This is a genomic window from Enterobacter sp. I4 (assembly GCF_022669095.1).
GTDB classification, from domain to species: Bacteria; Pseudomonadota; Gammaproteobacteria; order Enterobacterales; family Enterobacteriaceae; genus Enterobacter; species Enterobacter pasteurii.
The window spans coordinates 56,165-72,815 of sequence record NZ_JALBUO010000001.1 but is presented as its reverse complement, the minus strand read 5'-3'; the positions used below and the strand labels follow the sequence as shown (position 1 = coordinate 72,815).

The window sequence follows — 16,651 nt, the reverse complement described above, 5'->3', positions numbered from 1 at the left end:
GAAATGCTGCTGATGCCTTACAGCGCAAAAAGGCTGGTGACTAAAAAGTCACCAGCCATCAGCCTAATGACTTAGGCTGCAACCAGAAAAGTTGGCTTATTTAACTTCAACTTCAGCGCCAGCTTCTTCCAGAGATTTTTTCAGTGCTTCTGCGTCGTCTTTGCTCACGCCTTCTTTCAGCGCAGCTGGAGCAGATTCTACCAGGTCTTTAGCTTCTTTCAGACCCAGGCCAGTTGCGCCACGTACTGCTTTGATTACAGCAACTTTGTTCGCGCCAGCAGCTTTCAGAATTACGTCGAATTCAGTTTTTTCTTCAGCAGCTTCAGCCGGGCCAGCAGCTACAGCTACAGCAGCAGCAGCAGAAACACCGAATTTTTCTTCCATTGCAGAAACCAGCTCTACAACGTCCATTACGGACATAGCTGCTACTGCTTCAATGATTTGATCTTTAGTGATAGACATTTAAATTGTTCCTGAAAATCAGAATAAGTTTATACGTAAGCAAATGCTTTATAAAGATAACTGCGATTAAGCAGCTTCTTTCGCATCGCGTACAGCAGCCAGAGTGCGAACCAGTTTGCCAGCCGCAGCTTCTTTCATGGTTGCCATCAGGCGTGCAATTGCTTCTTCGTAGGTCGGCAGGGTTGCCAGGCGATCGATTTGCGATGCCGGGATCAACTCACCTTCAAAGGCTGCAGCTTTGACCTCAAATTTTGCATTCGCTTTCGCGAACTCTTTGAACAGACGAGCAGCAGCGCCCGGGTGTTCCATAGAGTATGCAATCAGGGTCGGACCAACAAACGTGTCTTTCAGGCACTCGAACTGAGTACCTTCAACTACGCGACGCAGCAGGGTGTTACGAACAACACGCATGTATACGCCAGCTTCACGACCTGCTTTACGCAGTTCAGTCATTTTGTCTACAGTAACGCCACGGGAATCCGCAACTACTGCAGACAGCGCGCCTTTGGCTACTTCGCTGACTTCAGCAACAATCGCTTGTTTGTCTTGAAGATTTAAAGCCATTAGCTTTGCTCCTGGATGTTTGCCGGAACTCATGTTCCGGAACTCACTTCACTCAACCCAACGGGAAGAGCGTCTTAATACGGTGAGCAGAAACAAGCCAGAGTATTTAAAATAATCTTAGCGTTCTGTCACCGTCTACGCAGGGGATTAAGTTTCTTGCGAAACACCTGCGGTCTTCGACGGAGGCCTGGATAGGCCAGGCTCCAACGAACAATTCTTTTAGCCGCTAACTTTTGTTAGCAAACGTGGGGGTAAGATTGTAGACAAAATCACCGCCCACGTAAAGGCATTAGTTTGCAGCAGCGCTCAGGCCAGCCTGGTCAACTGCAACACCTGCACCCATGGTGGTGGAGATGCTAACTTTCTTGATGTACACGCCTTTAGCCTGAGTTGGTTTTGCTTTTTTCAGCGCAACCAGCAGAGCTTCCAGGTTTTCTTTCAGTTTGTCAGCGTCAAAGTCCACTTTACCGATGGTGGTGTGGATGATGCCGTTTTTGTCGTTACGATAACGAACCTGACCTGCTTTAGCGTTCTTAACCGCTTCAGCAACGTTAGGCGTTACAGTACCGACTTTCGGGTTTGGCATCAGGCCGCGTGGACCCAGAACCTGGCCCAGCTGGCCAACAACGCGCATTGCATCTGGAGATGCAATAACAACGTCAAAGTTCATTTCGCCTTTCTTGATCTGATCAGCCAGATCTTCCATACCTACCAGTTCAGCGCCGGCAGCTTTTGCAGCTTCAGCGTTTGCACCCTGAGCAAATACAGCTACGCGTACGGAACGGCCAGTACCGTGTGGCAGTACAGTTGCGCCACGAACGTTCTGATCGGATTTACGAGCGTCGATGCCCAGGTTAACGGCAACGTCAACGCTTTCAACGAACTTAGCGGTAGCCAGTTCTTTCAGCAGAGCGATAGCTTCGTTGATGTCGTACTGTTTGGTCGCATCAACTTTGTCACGGATCACGGACATGCGCTTGGTCAGTTTAGCCATTTCTTAGTCCTCCACTACCAGGCCCATGGAACGTGCAGTACCTTCGATGGAGCGAGTCATCGCTTCAATGTCGGAACCAGTCATGTCGGCAGCTTTGGTCTGCGCGATTTCCTGCAGCTGAGCGCGGGAAATTTTACCCACTTTGTCTTTGTTCGGCTTACCGGAACCAGACTTGATACCAGCCGCTTTCTTCAGCAGAACTGCTGCTGGAGGGGTCTTGGTAACGAAAGTGAAAGAACGGTCAGCGTAAACAGTGATAACAACTGGAATTGGCAGACCTTTTTCCATGGATTCAGTTTTCGCGTTGAACGCTTTACAGAATTCCATGATGTTCACACCCTGCTGACCCAGAGCTGGACCAACTGGTGGACTTGGGTTCGCCATACCTGCTGCAACCTGCAGCTTGACGTAGGCTTGTACTTTCTTAGCCATTCTAAAATCCTCTGATTGGGTAATAACGCCTCAGAGAGGCTCCCCGTGAATAAAATTCGTTTTACGGGCCGGGACCCATAAAAACAAAAGGCGCGAAATTGTATTCCAATCTCGCGCCCTGTGCAACGATTAAATCGTCGCTTTTTTGATCGCTGCTTAGGCTTTTTCTACCTGGGCAAAGTCCAGCTCTACCGGGGTCGCACGACCGAAGATAGAAACAGAAACTTTCAGGCGGGACTTCTCGTAGTCCACTTCTTCCACAACGCCATTAAAGTCAGCAAACGGACCGTCATTAACACGAACCATTTCACCCGGTTCAAACAGCGTTTTCGGACGCGGCTTATCACCAACCTGCTGGAGGCGGTTCATAATCGCATCAACTTCTTTGTCGCTGATTGGCGCCGGACGGTCAGACGTGCCGCCGATAAAGCCCATCACGCGCGGTACGCTGCGCACCAGGTGCCAGCTCGCGTCGTTCATAACCATCTGAACCAGCACGTAACCCGGGAAGAATTTACGCTCGCTTTTGCGACGTTGGCCGCCACGGATCTCGACCACTTCTTCGGTCGGAACCATAACTTCGCCAAATAATTCTTCCATATTGTGTAATTTGATATGCTCACGCAGCGACGTTGCTACGCGGCCTTCAAAACCGGAAAACGCCTGAACGACGTACCAGCGCTTTTTAGGGGCTTCAGACATCTCAGAACCTCAGGCCAGTGATAAAGGATACCAGGCGAACCAGAATACCATCCAGTCCCCACAGGATCAGTGACATTACAGCGGTAACCGCCGCTACAATCAGCGTGGTGTGCAATGTTTCCTGGCGAGTCGGCCAAATGACCTTGCGGACTTCGGTACGCGCTTCGCGGGCAAACGCAACGGTCGCTTTGCCTTTTGTCGTCAACAGCGCGACACCACCCGCTGCAGCAATCAGAATTACCACTGCAAGCGCACGTAGCGGCAGCATCATGTCACGATAAAGATAGTTGCCGACAATCGCCACAATCAGCAGCACGGCTACAACTATCCATTTCATCGCTTCCAGGCCGCGCCCGCTCCCTTGAGCTTCGGTATTCGCACTCATAAACCAACCTGTCAGAAGTATTCTACAAACATTTTCACCCCGCGAGCGCGAGGCAAACCAATCGAAATGCTATTCGCTTTTCGTATTATACGCTCTCTGCAGAGCCTGTCTCAGCAATGATTATGACAAAATTAATCACTGATGAGCCAGGTTCTGATGTGAAAGCGTGCAAAAAGGGCATCAAATGATGCCCTTTTATTGCGCATTGCGTCAAATATTATCAGCGATTAGCCGAGAACTTTAGCAACAACGCCCGCGCCAACGGTACGGCCGCCTTCACGGATTGCGAAACGCAGACCGTCGTCCATCGCGATTGGGTGGATCAGCGTCACAACCATCTTGATGTTGTCGCCTGGCATTACCATCTCTACGCCTTCTGGCAGTTCGATGGTACCGGTCACGTCAGTTGTACGGAAGTAGAACTGTGGACGGTAGCCTTTGAAGAACGGAGTATGACGGCCGCCTTCGTCTTTGGACAGAATGTACACTTCAGATTCGAACTTGGTGTGTGGCTTGATTGAACCTGGCTTCGCCAGTACCTGACCACGTTCGATTTCTTCACGTTTGATACCACGCAGCAGAACACCTACGTTCTCACCAGCACGGCCTTCGTCCAGCAGTTTGCGGAACATTTCAACGCCAGTACAGGTAGACTTCGCAGTCTCTTTGATACCAACGATTTCAACTTCTTCACCAACTTTGATGATACCGCGCTCTACGCGACCGGTAACAACGGTACCACGACCGGAGATGGAGAATACGTCTTCGATTGGCAGCAGGAATGGCTTGTCAATCGCACGCTCTGGTTCTGGGATGTAAGAATCCAGGTAGCCAGCCAGTTCGATGATTTTCTCTTCCCACTCTGCTTCGCCTTCCAGCGCTTTCAGCGCGGAACCACGAACGATTGGGGTATCGTCGCCTGGGAAATCGTACTGAGACAGCAGTTCACGAACTTCCATCTCTACCAGTTCCAGCAGCTCTTCGTCATCAACCATGTCGCATTTGTTCAGGAACACGATGATGTAAGGAACGCCTACCTGACGACCCAGCAGGATGTGCTCACGGGTCTGAGGCATTGGGCCGTCAGTCGCAGCAACAACCAGGATCGCGCCGTCCATCTGCGCAGCACCGGTGATCATGTTTTTAACATAGTCGGCGTGGCCTGGGCAGTCTACGTGCGCGTAGTGGCGAGTCGGGGTGTCATACTCAACGTGAGAGGTGTTGATGGTGATACCACGAGCTTTTTCTTCTGGTGCGTTATCGATCTGGTCGAAAGCACGAGCAGCACCGCCGTAGGTTTTAGCCAGTACGGTAGTGATTGCAGCGGTCAGCGTTGTTTTACCATGGTCAACGTGGCCGATAGTACCGACGTTAACGTGCGGTTTTGTACGTTCAAACTTTTCTTTAGACATCGATTGTCCCTCTAAGACACGGATAAATCGGTGATATCACCACATCAACCAGGCGAAAATGCCTGAACTGTTGAATACATTTATATTGAAACAGAGAGAAATGGGAGGGAGAAGTGAAGTGGTGCTGATACCCAGAGTCGAACTGGGGACCTCACCCTTACCAAGGGTGCGCTCTACCAACTGAGCCATATCAGCACGTATTGGAGCGGGCAGCGGGAATCGAACCCGCATCATCAGCTTGGAAGGCTGAGGTAATAGCCATTATACGATGCCCGCATCCTGAAACTCGGCTACCCAGTTCTTTCTGTAACAAAAAAAGAGATTTCTCTCTTTTCTGTTCGAGCTGGTCAATTTTTCCAACCAGCTCCGGCGGCTTTGACGCTGCCAGAAAGTGGTGGTGGGGGAAGGATTCGAACCTTCGAAGTCTGTGACGGCAGATTTACAGTCTGCTCCCTTTGGCCGCTCGGGAACCCCACCGGACTTGATGGTGCCGACTACCGGAATCGAACTGGTGACCTACTGATTACAAGTCAGTTGCTCTACCTACTGAGCTAAGTCGGCATCAAGTAGCGCGCATTCTATGGAGACATGCGCGGTCATGCAACTAAAAAATTGCATAAAACGTTCTTTCGCTCACATTTTATGCGAAACCAGTGCTAACCGCTGTAAATTCATCCACTCGCGGTTAAATATTCAACATGAACCCCTGATTTTGACATGCTATAGCCCTGCGTGATGCCTCCCCGGTTACGCATCGCTTTCCCATATTTTTTCTTATTATTCCTCTCATCTGGTGTTAACCTCCTGCCCATTGTCCAAAATTAACTATGTGATGAGCCCGCACCCGCCGTTTCGTGATGGTTCACAGAAGCATGCTTATGAGCAAAAAAGAGCAAACGTTAATGACGCCATATCTTCAGTTTAACCGTAGCCAGTGGGCAGCCCTGCGTGACTCCGTCCCTATGACACTGACGGAAGGTGAAATCGCACGGCTAAAAGGGATAAACGAAGATCTCTCCCTGGAAGAGGTGGCAGAAATCTATCTCCCCCTCTCTCGCTTGCTTAACTTCTATATCAGCTCCAATTTGCGTCGTCAGGCCGTGCTGGAACAGTTCCTTGGCACGAACGGTCAACGTATTCCTTATATCATCAGCATTGCGGGCAGCGTGGCAGTGGGCAAAAGTACCACCGCGCGCGTGCTACAGGCGCTGCTGAGCCGCTGGCCAGAACACCGCAGCGTTGAGCTGATCACCACCGACGGCTTCCTGCATCCCAACGAGGTGTTAAAAGAACGCGGCTTAATGAAGAAGAAGGGCTTCCCGCTCTCCTATGATATGCACCGCCTGGTGAAGTTTGTCTCTGACTTAAAATCGGGCGTGCCGAACGTTACCGCGCCGGTCTACTCGCATCTGATTTACGACCGCATCCCGGACGGCGACAAAACGGTTGTGCAGCCCGATATCCTGATTCTGGAAGGATTAAACGTCCTGCAAAGCGGGATGGACTATCCTCACGATCCGCATCATGTGTTTGTCTCTGACTTCGTCGATTTCTCTATTTATGTCGATGCGCCGGAGGAACTGCTGCAGCGCTGGTACATCAACCGCTTCCTGAAGTTCCGCGAAGGCGCGTTCACCGACCCGGATTCCTATTTCCACAACTACGCCCAGCTCTCTGAAGAAGAGGCTATCAACGTGGCGACCGGACTGTGGAATGAGATCAACTACGTGAACCTGAAAGAGAACATCCTGCCGACGCGCGAACGCGCCAGCCTGATCCTCACCAAGAGTGAGAAACACGCCGTCGATCAGATTCGTTTACGAAAGTAGACGTCAGGCGAAAAAAAACCGGCTCATCGCCGGTTTTTTTCTTTATGCTTGCGGCTTTTCGCCGTTTTCATCCTGATCGACCGCGAAGCAGGCCACCAGTTGACCGCCGTAATCCTTCAGCTGTGGCTGCAGCTGCGTGCACGGGCCAAAGCGGCGACGGCAGCGGGCGTTGAAGGCACATCCCGGCGGCGGATTCAGCGGGCTTGGCAGCTCGCCGGTCAGCTTGATGCGTTCACGACGGTCGTCCGGGTTCAGTCTCGGCGTCGCCGACAGTAGCGCCTGCGTATAGGGATGACGCGGGTTAGTAAAGATCTGGTCTTTAGTCCCCTTCTCCACGCAGCGTCCCAGATACATCACCATTACCTCGTCGGCAATGTGCTCGACGACGGAGAGGTCATGGGAAATGAAAACGTACGACAGCCCAAGATCCTGCTGTAAATCCATCATCAGGTTAAGCACCTGCGCGCGAACGGAGACGTCGAGCGCCGAAACCGGCTCATCGGCAATCACCACGTCCGGGTCAAGCATCAGACCACGGGCGATGGCAATACGCTGACGCTGACCGCCAGAGAACATATGCGGGTAGCGATCGTAATGCTCGGTTTTAAGCCCCACTTTCGCCATCATTGCCAGCGCTTTTTCGCGGCGCTGCGCTTTGCTCAGATTGCTGTTAATCAGCAGCGGTTCTTCCAGAATTTGCCCGACCTTCTTCCGCGGGTTCAGCGAACCGTACGGGTTCTGGAACACAATCTGGATTTTCTGACGACGCAGCTTCTGCGCCTGCGGATCGTGCTTGAGCAGATCCTGCCCCTGATAGTAAAGCTCGCCGCCGGTTGGCGTTTCAATCATCGTCAGCAGACGACCCAGCGTGGATTTCCCACAGCCAGACTCCCCAACCACCGCCAGCGTTTTACCGCGTTCGAGGCTGAAGGAGACGCCGTCCAGCGCTTTCACCAGGCGCTCAGGGGCAAAAATGCCCTTCTTCACCGGGTAGTGTTTTTTCAGGTCGATAGCCTGCAACAGCGGCTGTTGCGTGGTGGCCTGTTGCGTACTCATAATGTTGGCCTCCCGGCATCATCGAGTGGGTAGTGGCATTTTGACTGTCGACCGTCGGCCAGCAGATTCAGCTCTGGCTCCTCAGCGCGGCATTTGTCCGTCGCGTACGGGCAGCGCGGGTTGAGCAGACAGCCCTGCGGACGGTCGTATTTACCCGGAACCACACCCGGCAGCGACGCCAGACGCGCTTTGTCCTGGGCAAACTCCGGCAGCGCACGCAGCAGCGCCTGCGTATACGGATGACGCGGCGCGCGGAAGATATCGTGCGAACTTCCGGTCTCCACCACCTGGCCCGCGTACATCACGATGATCTTGTGCGCCGCTTCCGCCACCAGCGCCAGATCGTGCGTAATCAGCACCAGCGCCATGTTCTCTTTCTGCTGCAGCTCCAGCAGCAGCTCGATGATTTGCGCCTGGATGGTAACGTCCAGCGCGGTTGTCGGTTCATCGGCTATCAACAGCTTTGGCCGACAGGCGATCGCCATGGCGATCATCACGCGCTGGCTCATCCCGCCTGAAAGCTGATGCGGGTAAACGTCCAGGCGTGACGCCGGATCGGGGATCCCCACCTGCGTCAGCAGATCGATAGCACGCTGGCGGCGGGTTTTCTTATTACCGCCCTGATGCACCTTAATCGCTTCCATAATCTGGAAGCCAACGGTGTAGCACGGGTTCAGGCTGGTCATGGGGTCCTGGAAGATCATTGCCACTTCTGCGCCCACCAGCTGGCGGCGCTGCTTCTCGGAAATGCGCTTCAGATCCTGGCCGTTAAACTCCAGGCTTTCCGCCATCACGCGGCCGGGGTAGTCAATCAGCCCCATGATTGCCAGCGAGCTGACGGATTTACCGGAACCTGACTCTCCAACGATACCGACCACTTCACCCTGATTTACGCTGTAGCTGATTCGGTCCACGGCGCGAAACGGTGTGCCTTCGTCGCCGAAGTGCACGGATAATTTATCTACATTTAATAACGCCATCTCGTGCCTCTTACTGCTTCAGTTTGGGATCAAGTGCATCACGCAGGCCATCACCCATCAGGTTAAATGCCAGCACCGTCAGCAGAATCGCCAGACCCGGGAAGGTGACGACCCACCAGGCGCTTTGCGCGAACTGCAACACGTCGGAGAGCATGGTGCCCCACTCCGGCGTTGGCGGCTGCGCACCCATGCCAAGGAAGCCAAGAGCGGCCATATCGAGAATGGCGTTAGAGAAACCGAGCGACGCCTGAACGATCAGCGGCGCAAGGCAGTTCGGGAAGATATTGATAAACATCTGGCGCATCGCACCGGCACCCGCCACCCGGGACGCGGTGACGTAATCGCGGTTCACTTCTACCAGCACCGCCGCACGGGTTAAACGCACGTAGTGCGGTAGCGCAACAAACGTAAGCGCAAGCGCGGCGTTACCGATCGACGGACCGAAGACCGCCACCAGCACCAGGGCCAGCAGCAGGCTTGGCAGCGCCAGCATAATATCGACGACGCGCATAATGATGTTATCAACGATGCCGCCGAAGTAGCCCGCCACTAGGCCGAGCACGACGCCCATGACCAGCGACAGCACCACGACAAGACAGCCAACCAGCAGCGACAGACGCGCGCCGTACATCAGGCGCGACAGGACATCGCGGCCCACGTCATCGGTGCCCAGCAGGTGGGCAAAGCTGCCCCCGTCCTGCCAGACCGGCGGCACAAGCAGCGCATCGCGGAACTGATCCGCCGGGTTATACGGTGCGAGGAAGTTCGCAAATACCGCAATCAGGATCATGATGGAAACATACGCCAGCCCGACAACCGCGCCTTTGTTGCGCTTGAAGTAGTGCCAGAACTCCTGCATCGGCGTCATAGGTACCGGTGCAGTGACCACGTTATTTTGAGTTACTTGTGACATGATGGCCCCTTACTTCTTATGACGAATACGCGGGTTCACCACGCCGTACAGCAAATCGACCAGCAGGTTGACGAGGATAATCATCGTCGCGACCAGCAGCACACCGCCCTGCACCACCGGATAGTCACGGCGTTGCAGCGCATCAATCAGCCAGCGTCCGAGGCCCGGCCAGGAGAAGATGGTTTCGGTCAGGATCGCCCCCGCCAGCAGCGTGCCCACCTGCAGGCCGATAACGGTGACAACCGGCAGCATGGCATTACGCAGGGCATGAATGATGATGACGCGCATACGGGTCAGGCCCTTGGCGCGGGCGGTACGAATATAATCTTCTCCCAGCACTTCCAGCATGGAAGAACGGGTCATACGCACGATTACCGCCAGGGGTATGGTGCCCAGCACCATCGCAGGCAGGATCATGTGCGCAACCGCATCAATGAAGTTGCCCTCTTCGCCCCAGATCGCCGTATCAATCAGCATAAAGCCGGTTAACGGGTTGGTGTCGTCAAGGAAGACCATATCGCTGACGCGACCGGAGACCGGCGTCAGGTTCCACTGCACCGATACCAGCATGATCAGCATCATGCCCCACCAGAAGATAGGCATGGAGTAGCCGGTCAGGGCCAGGCCAACGGCAGTGTGGTCGAAAATAGAGCCACGCTTAACGGCAGCCAGTACGCCAACGGGAATACCCACCGCGGTCGCAAAGATCATGGCGCAGATACCCAGCTCCAGCGTCGCTTTAAAACGCGGCACGAACTCGTCCCACACCGGGAGCCGGCTTTTTAGTGAAATCCCTAAATCGCCGTGCAATACGCCCCAGATATAGTGGAGGTACTGCTGCCACATCGGCTTATCAAGGCCGAGTTCAGCCAGCAGTTGCGCATGACGTTCAGGGGAGATACCACGCTCGCCCGCCATAATCATCACCGGGTCACCCGGGATCATATGGACGAAGGCAAAAGTGAGAAGGGTGATACCGATAAACGTCGGGATAACAAGTCCCAGACGTCGGAGGATGAACTGCAACATAACCCGGATTCTCTCTGATGACGCACGCCCAGTGGCGCAACGTCTGTATTGCTCACAAATGTAAATTCCCTCTCCCATCGGGCGAGGGTCAGGGTGAGGGCAAACATGCGCGGCCCTCACCCCTGCCCTCTCCTGAAGGGAGAGGGAGAACATCCTACTTATTATTCGATTGATACGTTTTCGAAGTGATGTTTGCCCAGCGGATCAACCACGTAGCCCTTCACTTCTTTACGCACCGGCTCGTACACGGTGGAGTGAGCAACAATCAGCGCCGGAGCCTGGTCGTGCATGACAACCTGCGCCTGCTTGTACAGTTCAATACGTTTGTTGTGATCGTCGGTCGCACGCGCCGGCTGGATCAGGTCTTCAAACGGCTTGTAGCACCAGCGAGAGTAGTTAGAGCCGTCTTTCGCTGCCGCACAGCTGAACAGGGTAGCGAAGAAGTTATCCGGATCCCCATTGTCGCCGGTCCAGCCCATCATTACCGCCTGGTGTTCACCCGCTTTGGCGCGCTTCAGGTACTCGCCCCACTCGTAGGTCACGATCTTGGCCTGAACGCCAATCTTCGCCCAGTCAGCCTGGACCATTTCCGCCATACGGCGTGCGTTCGGGTTGTAAGGACGCTGTACCGGCATTGCCCACAGCTCAACGGTGAAGCCTTTGTCCTGACCCGCTTCCTTCAGCAGCGCTTTCGCTTTCTCAGGATCGTAGGTGTAGTCCTTGATGTCGTCGTTATAGCCCCACATGGTTGGTGGGATCAGGTTCTTGGCCGCAACGCCCGCGCCCTGGTATACGGCTTTGATGATCGCTTCTTTGTTCACCGCGTAGGTCAGCGCCTGACGCACTTTCACGTCGTCGAACGGTTTCTTCTCGGTGTTAAAGGAGAGATAGCCCACGTTCAGGCCCGCCTGCTCCATCAGGTTGATATTTTTGTCCTGCTTCATGCGAGCAATGTCAGCCGGGTTTGGATACGGCATCACCTGGCATTCATTTTTTTGCAGTTTTGCGTAACGCACGGATGCGTCAGGCGTGATGGAGAAGACCAGACGGTCGATCTGCGGCTTGGTGCCCCAGTAGCCCGGGAAGGCTTTATACAGGATACGGGAATCTTTCTGGTACTGAAGCAGCTGGAACGGGCCGGTACCGATTGGGTTCAGGTCCACTTTTTCCGGCGTGCCGGCTTTCAGCATGTTGTCCGCGTACTCTTTAGAGAGAATAGAGGCGAAGTCCATGGCCAGGTCAGCCAGGAATGGCGCTTCCGGACGCGTCAGCACAAACTGAACGGTTTTATCGTCCACTTTTTTCACTTCAGCGATCAGGTCCGGCAGGCCCATCCCTTCGAAGTATTCATAGCTGCCGCCAGACACTTTATGGTACGGGTTCTGCGCGTTTTTCTGACGGTCGAAGGAGAACACAACGTCGTCGGCGTTAAGATCGCGCGTTGGTTTGAATTCTTTGCTGTCCTGCCACTTCACGCCCTGACGCAGGTGGAAGGTATAGGTTTTACCGTCTTCGCTGATATCCCACTTTTCAGCCAGGCCAGGAATCACTTCCGTGGTGCCGGTTTTAAATTCAACCAGACGGTTATAGATCGGTACAGAGCTTGCGTCGTAAGTCGTACCAGAGGTAAAGAGCTGTGGGTTAAAGCCTTCCGGAGAGCCCTCAGAACAGTAAACCAGGGTTTTGGCCTGTACGCTTGCTGCGACGGTCATGGCCACCAGGCTCAGACCAAGCTTCAGCATCCCTGACTTCTTCAAGGAAATACTCATTATTGTGCTCCAATGTGATGTTTTGCTTTGTTGTGTTACGCCGCCTGACCTTTATTTATTTTTTACCCGGTCCGGTCGGTGATGCCCGAAGGCGTTAAAAGGGATAGAGAATCCTTTCAGAAGAGCGTTTGAGTTGCAGCGCAGATCCTCCCTGATATGCCCCTCGTGCCCTACAATCTGTCAACAGAATGTGAAAACGTCAATACAGGTGGCGGGGATTTACGTGGAGTGTGAGAAACCGCAAACAAAGATTAAAAAAACTCTGAAAGCCAGTTTTCAGCAGAGAAATTTATGCTACTCGCCATGATGCAGCACAACTATCTTCATATTTCGCAACACACAGTGATTAAGTTTTATTCAGAATGGGTAAATTTTCTTACAGAATGGTGATTATCTGAGCACTAAATACCGCGAACGTTAAAACGCACAGCGAAAAATGCTGAGGTTATCCATAAGCAACGCGAAAAAAGATCAAACTATATATAAAAAAATACAATGGATTATGTCACAAAACCGTGAGCAGACAGGGAGAAGCAGGGCTAAGGGGTATTTTACTGAGTGGCACCGGATAAGGCGTTAATGCAAAAAGGGCTAACCTTGCGGTTAGCCCTTTTTAGAATGTGGTCGGCGAGAGAGGATTCGAACCTCCGACCCACTGGTCCCAAACCAGTTGCGCTACCAAGCTGCGCTACTCGCCGAATGCGGAGCGCATCTTACTGCTGAGGTGCGCTCCCCGTCAATCCCTTATTTTCAAAAAGCCATTCAACTGGCGATATTCTCGCCAGAGCAGCTACTGCGCGGCTTTTGTGGTGTTATCAGGGAGTTTACACCAGTTGTTATTTTCGTTAATCCCGCCGTCAGGCGAGGTATAGCCGAGACAGCCCATAATGGTGTCGTACAGCTCAACGTGACGGCGCGGCACCTTGATTTCTGCCTGCTGTTTCAGATGGGCGAACATTTTGGCTTTGTCAGGGTTTTCCAGATACTTATCCGACATCCACATAATCATCGGTACCCGGAACTGCTCCGGCGGCGCCAGCTTACGCGGCGTACCGTGTAAATGCTCTTTCTCGTTGATGGACTCGCCGTGGTCAGCCGCGTAGATAACGATCGCTTTCTTATCGCGTAGCTGATCGATAACCCGGCTCAGGAACGTATCTACATACAGCACCGTGTTATCGAAAGCATTTACCAGCTCTTCCTTACTACAGCTGGCATTAATGCTGACACACTCCGGCTGCCACTTCGCATAATCTCGCGTGTAACGCTGGTAATAGCTGTAATGTGATCCTTTGGTATGCAGGATAATCAAATGCTTACCTTTAGGATGACTTTTCAAAGACTGTGACATCTCCTCGAGCAACAGCATATCATCGACGCTCTTTCCACGGTTACGCGGCTCGGCGCCAATCTGCTCGCGGTAGGCGATATTGTCCGCCATGGTGTTGGTGTAGAACCACATCTCGCTTTGCATGGCGAACAGATCAGAGCTAAAGCCAAGCTGCTTCAGCACAGCAAACACGTTTTGCTCTTTGAGGGTACGCTGCGGGTTTTCACTCGCACCGCCCTCACGCACAAACATACAGCGCAGCGAGAGCTTCGTGGCGGTATCGCAGGAGTAGCCGCGGTAAGCCACCAGATTCTTTTCCTGCGCCAGCTTCGGCGTGGTGTCGCGGTCATAACCGAGAATGCCCATATGATCCCAACGCGTCGTTTCGCCGATTACAAAGACCACATACGTATCATCCAGCCCGTCTGCCGGGGCCTGGTAGGTGAATTTTTTGGTCGGGTTGATCAGCGATTTCACATCACTGGACTCGTCCGCCTGCGCCCATGCATACAGGCCTAGCGCCGACAGCCAGTTAGAGGGCAGATACGAGTTGGCGACCACGCCGCCGTAGCTTGGCATATCCACGCCCGTGGCTTTTTCGACATTTCTTTGCTGTTTTTCCATCAGGCGAATCGGTGCCCACACCAGCAGCCCCGCCAGCAGAACAACGACGACGTTGCGGATACGCTGTCCCCGGGTACGCAGCTGGCGTAACAGGGTATAGCGGCAGGTATTACTCCAGATAAAGAAGAGCGGCACCAGGCAGGTCAGGATTGTCCACATGATGAACCCTTGTCCCACCACCTCTTTCGAGAGGTCGATGTCCGTGGTCATCACCGAGGCGACAATACCGTAGCCAATAACTACGTTCATGAAGGTCATGTAATAGCTGGCGGCGGCGGAGATAATCACCACCAGCGAGGCCAGAATTTGCCAGGTACGGCGGCCAAAGAGCGAGAGCAGGCGTAACAGGAAGAATGTCGCGAGGACGGAACCGAACACTTCAATTACGGCAAAAATTCCATTTCTTACGGTGAGGTGCTCGAAGTAACCTTCCACTCTTCTGAACAGCACCGCGCCATTCAGAAATAATCCGATATAGACAGCCAGCATCAAACACAATCTTTGCTGGGTAAGAGACCTAATATATTTCATGCAAACAACCCTGGGGGAAGGGGTATATAGACCCGCCGAATCTCATTGAGAAAGCTGACAGAGTAAGTAGATGCGAGAGAAACCGTTATCAGAAACGTCTACAAGCGCGATAAGTAGACCACAGCGGGAAAGAAAAGTGGCAGCAGAGAATGTGATCGTTGAAGATTTTTACAAAATAACAAGTCCGGAAGCGATGCTGAGATAAAAAAAGAGGCCCTGCGGCCTCTTTTTATCGAATCATGCATGCGCTTCTTTATACGCTTCACGCTGCGGCTGACGAATCGTCGTGGAGAGCGCGAGGGAAATAATCAGCAAGGCAAATATCACGCAGAAGGTCACGTAGAAGCCACCAAACAGCGAGGCAATCAGCGAACCGCAAATACTGCCGATACCAAAGCCGAGATAAATCACGCCGTAGTTTTTTGCCAGGTTATTCAGGCCAAAGAACTCGCTCACCAGCGACGGGAAGACGGTAATGGTGCCGCCAAAGTTAAAGGCCACGCACGCGATTGCCGCAAAAAATGTCGCCTCGTTCAGCGGCGCGAACAGCAGCGCCGCCATGCCCACCAGCGAGATAACCTGCCCCAGCGTAATCACGCGGATACGGGCGATTTTGTCAGACAGAATACCCAGCACCAGGCGCCCAGAGAGGTTAGCGATGGAGATCACCGTCACCGCATTCGCCGCCGTCGCTGCATCCAGCTTCACCATTCCCTGCGCGATATCTTTCGCCACGCCAATGACATACAGACCGCTCATGCAGGCCGTCAGGAACATCACCGCCAGCATCCAGTACTGCGGTTTACGCATGGACTGCGCGAGGGTGAAATCATTCTCCACCACGCCGTTAACGCTTTTTACCTCCTGCTGAGGAGCATCTTTCATCAGCGTGGCGCCGAAGAGGATCATGACCAGAACAATCACGCCCCAGATCATAAAGGTTTTCTCAAGCCCTACCGAGGCCAGCAGTTGGGAGTCGATGAATTTAAACCCGAGGCTGCCCAGGCCATATGAACCAATGGCAAAGGCGGAGATGAGCCCTTTACGCTCCGGGAACCACTTCACGCAGTTGGACAGCGTCAGCAGGTAGCCCGCGCCGTCCGCCAGCCCCACCAGCACCCCTGCGCTCAGCCACAGCATCATCAGGTTACTGGAGTGCGCCGTCAGGAAGAAGCCCACGCCCAGCAGGATGCCGGAGGCCATGGTCACGCGCTTCACGCCGAAGCGCTCCTGCAGTTTACCCGCCACGGAGGAGGAAATTGCTAACCCAAGGCTCAGCAGGCCAAAGGAGAACGCCACCTGGCTTATCGGTGCGCCGAGCTTATCGGACAGCGCGCTGTTAAACAGGCTCCAGGTATAGACCGAGCCCAGTGCAAACTGGGTAACGATGGTGCCGAATAGCGTCAGCCAGCGCGTGCGGTTATAGGTTGATGTGTTCATGGCAGTTGTCCTGCAAGAGAAATTAAGGGAATTCGCTGAGGACAACGATACAGAAAACCCTGCAACAGCTGGGGTAAAACGGCATGAGATGCAGGAGAAACGGAATGAAATGCCTGGAATCGGGAATGAATGACCTTGCCGGGAAAGAAAACGCCCGGATGTGAGTGGACACTATCGCCACAAGCCGCGCCATTATTGT

Annotated in this window: 15 protein-coding genes and 5 tRNA genes; 1 reads left to right on the top strand and 19 read right to left on the bottom strand. The window is 53.5% G+C overall.

The window, feature by feature from the left end:
* Positions 1 to 96 precede the first annotated feature (96 nt).
* From rplL to MOQ06_RS00345, 11 genes are all read right to left on the bottom strand, one after another.
* On the bottom strand, positions 97 to 462 hold the full coding sequence (rplL, locus tag MOQ06_RS00395; RefSeq protein ID WP_002445276.1) for a 50S ribosomal protein L7/L12: 366 nt from the start codon (positions 460 to 462) through the stop codon (positions 97 to 99).
* A gap of 66 nt (positions 463 to 528) precedes the next feature.
* A complete protein-coding gene (gene rplJ / locus MOQ06_RS00390; RefSeq protein ID WP_003862338.1) occupies positions 529 to 1,026 on the bottom strand; it encodes a 50S ribosomal protein L10 in 498 nt (165 codons plus the stop codon).
* 289 nt (positions 1,027 to 1,315) lie between these two features.
* The gene (gene rplA, locus MOQ06_RS00385) at positions 1,316 to 2,020 is read right to left on the bottom strand and encodes a 50S ribosomal protein L1 (protein ID WP_006810530.1); all 705 of its coding nucleotides are present in this window, start codon (positions 2,018 to 2,020) and stop codon (positions 1,316 to 1,318) included.
* A gap of 3 nt (positions 2,021 to 2,023) precedes the next feature.
* Positions 2,024 to 2,452, bottom strand: a complete 429-nt coding sequence (rplK, locus tag MOQ06_RS00380; protein ID WP_003862340.1) for a 50S ribosomal protein L11 — start codon at positions 2,450 to 2,452, stop codon at positions 2,024 to 2,026.
* 156 nt (positions 2,453 to 2,608) lie between these two features.
* The gene (nusG, locus tag MOQ06_RS00375; RefSeq protein WP_003862341.1) at positions 2,609 to 3,154 is read right to left on the bottom strand and encodes a transcription termination/antitermination protein NusG; all 546 of its coding nucleotides are present in this window, start codon (positions 3,152 to 3,154) and stop codon (positions 2,609 to 2,611) included.
* Position 3,155: 1 nt separating this feature from the next.
* Entirely contained in the window at positions 3,156 to 3,539 is a 384-nt protein-coding gene (gene secE, locus MOQ06_RS00370; protein ID WP_001275693.1) for a preprotein translocase subunit SecE, read from the bottom strand.
* Between the two features lie 227 nt (positions 3,540 to 3,766).
* Positions 3,767 to 4,951 carry an elongation factor Tu gene (gene tuf / locus MOQ06_RS00365; protein WP_022651945.1) on the bottom strand — a complete coding sequence of 395 codons (1,185 nt, stop codon included), beginning with the start codon at positions 4,949 to 4,951 and terminating at the stop codon, positions 3,767 to 3,769.
* A 119-nt stretch (positions 4,952 to 5,070) separates the two neighbouring features.
* Positions 5,071 to 5,146 (bottom strand) — tRNA-Thr (locus MOQ06_RS00360).
* A gap of 6 nt (positions 5,147 to 5,152) precedes the next feature.
* Positions 5,153 to 5,227: transfer RNA gene (locus tag MOQ06_RS00355), tRNA-Gly, on the bottom strand.
* Between the two features lie 116 nt (positions 5,228 to 5,343).
* A tRNA-Tyr gene (locus MOQ06_RS00350) sits at positions 5,344 to 5,428 on the bottom strand.
* Between the two features lie 8 nt (positions 5,429 to 5,436).
* A tRNA-Thr gene (locus tag MOQ06_RS00345) sits at positions 5,437 to 5,512 on the bottom strand.
* 317 nt (positions 5,513 to 5,829) lie between these two features.
* Between MOQ06_RS00345 and coaA the strand changes: the two genes are divergently transcribed.
* The gene (gene coaA / locus MOQ06_RS00340; RefSeq protein ID WP_063868899.1) at positions 5,830 to 6,780 is read left to right on the top strand and encodes a type I pantothenate kinase; all 951 of its coding nucleotides are present in this window, start codon (positions 5,830 to 5,832) and stop codon (positions 6,778 to 6,780) included.
* Between the two features lie 42 nt (positions 6,781 to 6,822).
* On the opposite strand, the gene dppF is transcribed toward coaA, so the two are convergent.
* The 8 genes from dppF to MOQ06_RS00300 all read right to left on the bottom strand — a co-directional run bounded on the left by dppF (position 6,823) and on the right by MOQ06_RS00300 (position 16,452).
* Positions 6,823 to 7,836, bottom strand: coding sequence for a dipeptide ABC transporter ATP-binding subunit DppF (dppF, locus tag MOQ06_RS00335; protein WP_176608988.1), 1,014 nt, complete (start codon positions 7,834 to 7,836; stop codon positions 6,823 to 6,825).
* On the bottom strand, positions 7,833 to 8,816 hold the full coding sequence (gene dppD / locus MOQ06_RS00330) for a dipeptide ABC transporter ATP-binding protein (protein ID WP_148421546.1): 984 nt from the start codon (positions 8,814 to 8,816) through the stop codon (positions 7,833 to 7,835). The genes dppF and dppD overlap by 4 nt, the downstream gene beginning before the upstream one ends.
* 10 nt (positions 8,817 to 8,826) lie before the next feature.
* The gene (dppC, locus tag MOQ06_RS00325) at positions 8,827 to 9,729 is read right to left on the bottom strand and encodes a dipeptide ABC transporter permease DppC (protein WP_148421548.1); all 903 of its coding nucleotides are present in this window, start codon (positions 9,727 to 9,729) and stop codon (positions 8,827 to 8,829) included.
* Between the two features lie 9 nt (positions 9,730 to 9,738).
* Positions 9,739 to 10,758, bottom strand: coding sequence for a dipeptide ABC transporter permease DppB (gene dppB, locus MOQ06_RS00320; RefSeq protein WP_006810536.1), 1,020 nt, complete (start codon positions 10,756 to 10,758; stop codon positions 9,739 to 9,741).
* Between the two features lie 161 nt (positions 10,759 to 10,919).
* A complete protein-coding gene (gene dppA, locus MOQ06_RS00315) occupies positions 10,920 to 12,527 on the bottom strand; it encodes a dipeptide ABC transporter periplasmic-binding protein DppA (RefSeq protein WP_193355334.1) in 1,608 nt (535 codons plus the stop codon).
* A gap of 621 nt (positions 12,528 to 13,148) precedes the next feature.
* A tRNA-Pro gene (locus tag MOQ06_RS00310) sits at positions 13,149 to 13,225 on the bottom strand.
* 92 nt (positions 13,226 to 13,317) lie between these two features.
* Positions 13,318 to 15,012: a kdo(2)-lipid A phosphoethanolamine 7''-transferase gene (gene eptB, locus MOQ06_RS00305; RefSeq protein WP_148421552.1), complete on the bottom strand. Its 1,695-nt coding sequence runs from the start codon at positions 15,010 to 15,012 to the stop codon at positions 13,318 to 13,320.
* Positions 15,013 to 15,249: 237 nt separating this feature from the next.
* Positions 15,250 to 16,452 carry an MFS transporter gene (locus MOQ06_RS00300; RefSeq protein ID WP_148421554.1) on the bottom strand — a complete coding sequence of 401 codons (1,203 nt, stop codon included), beginning with the start codon at positions 16,450 to 16,452 and terminating at the stop codon, positions 15,250 to 15,252.
* Positions 16,453 to 16,651 lie beyond the last annotated feature (199 nt).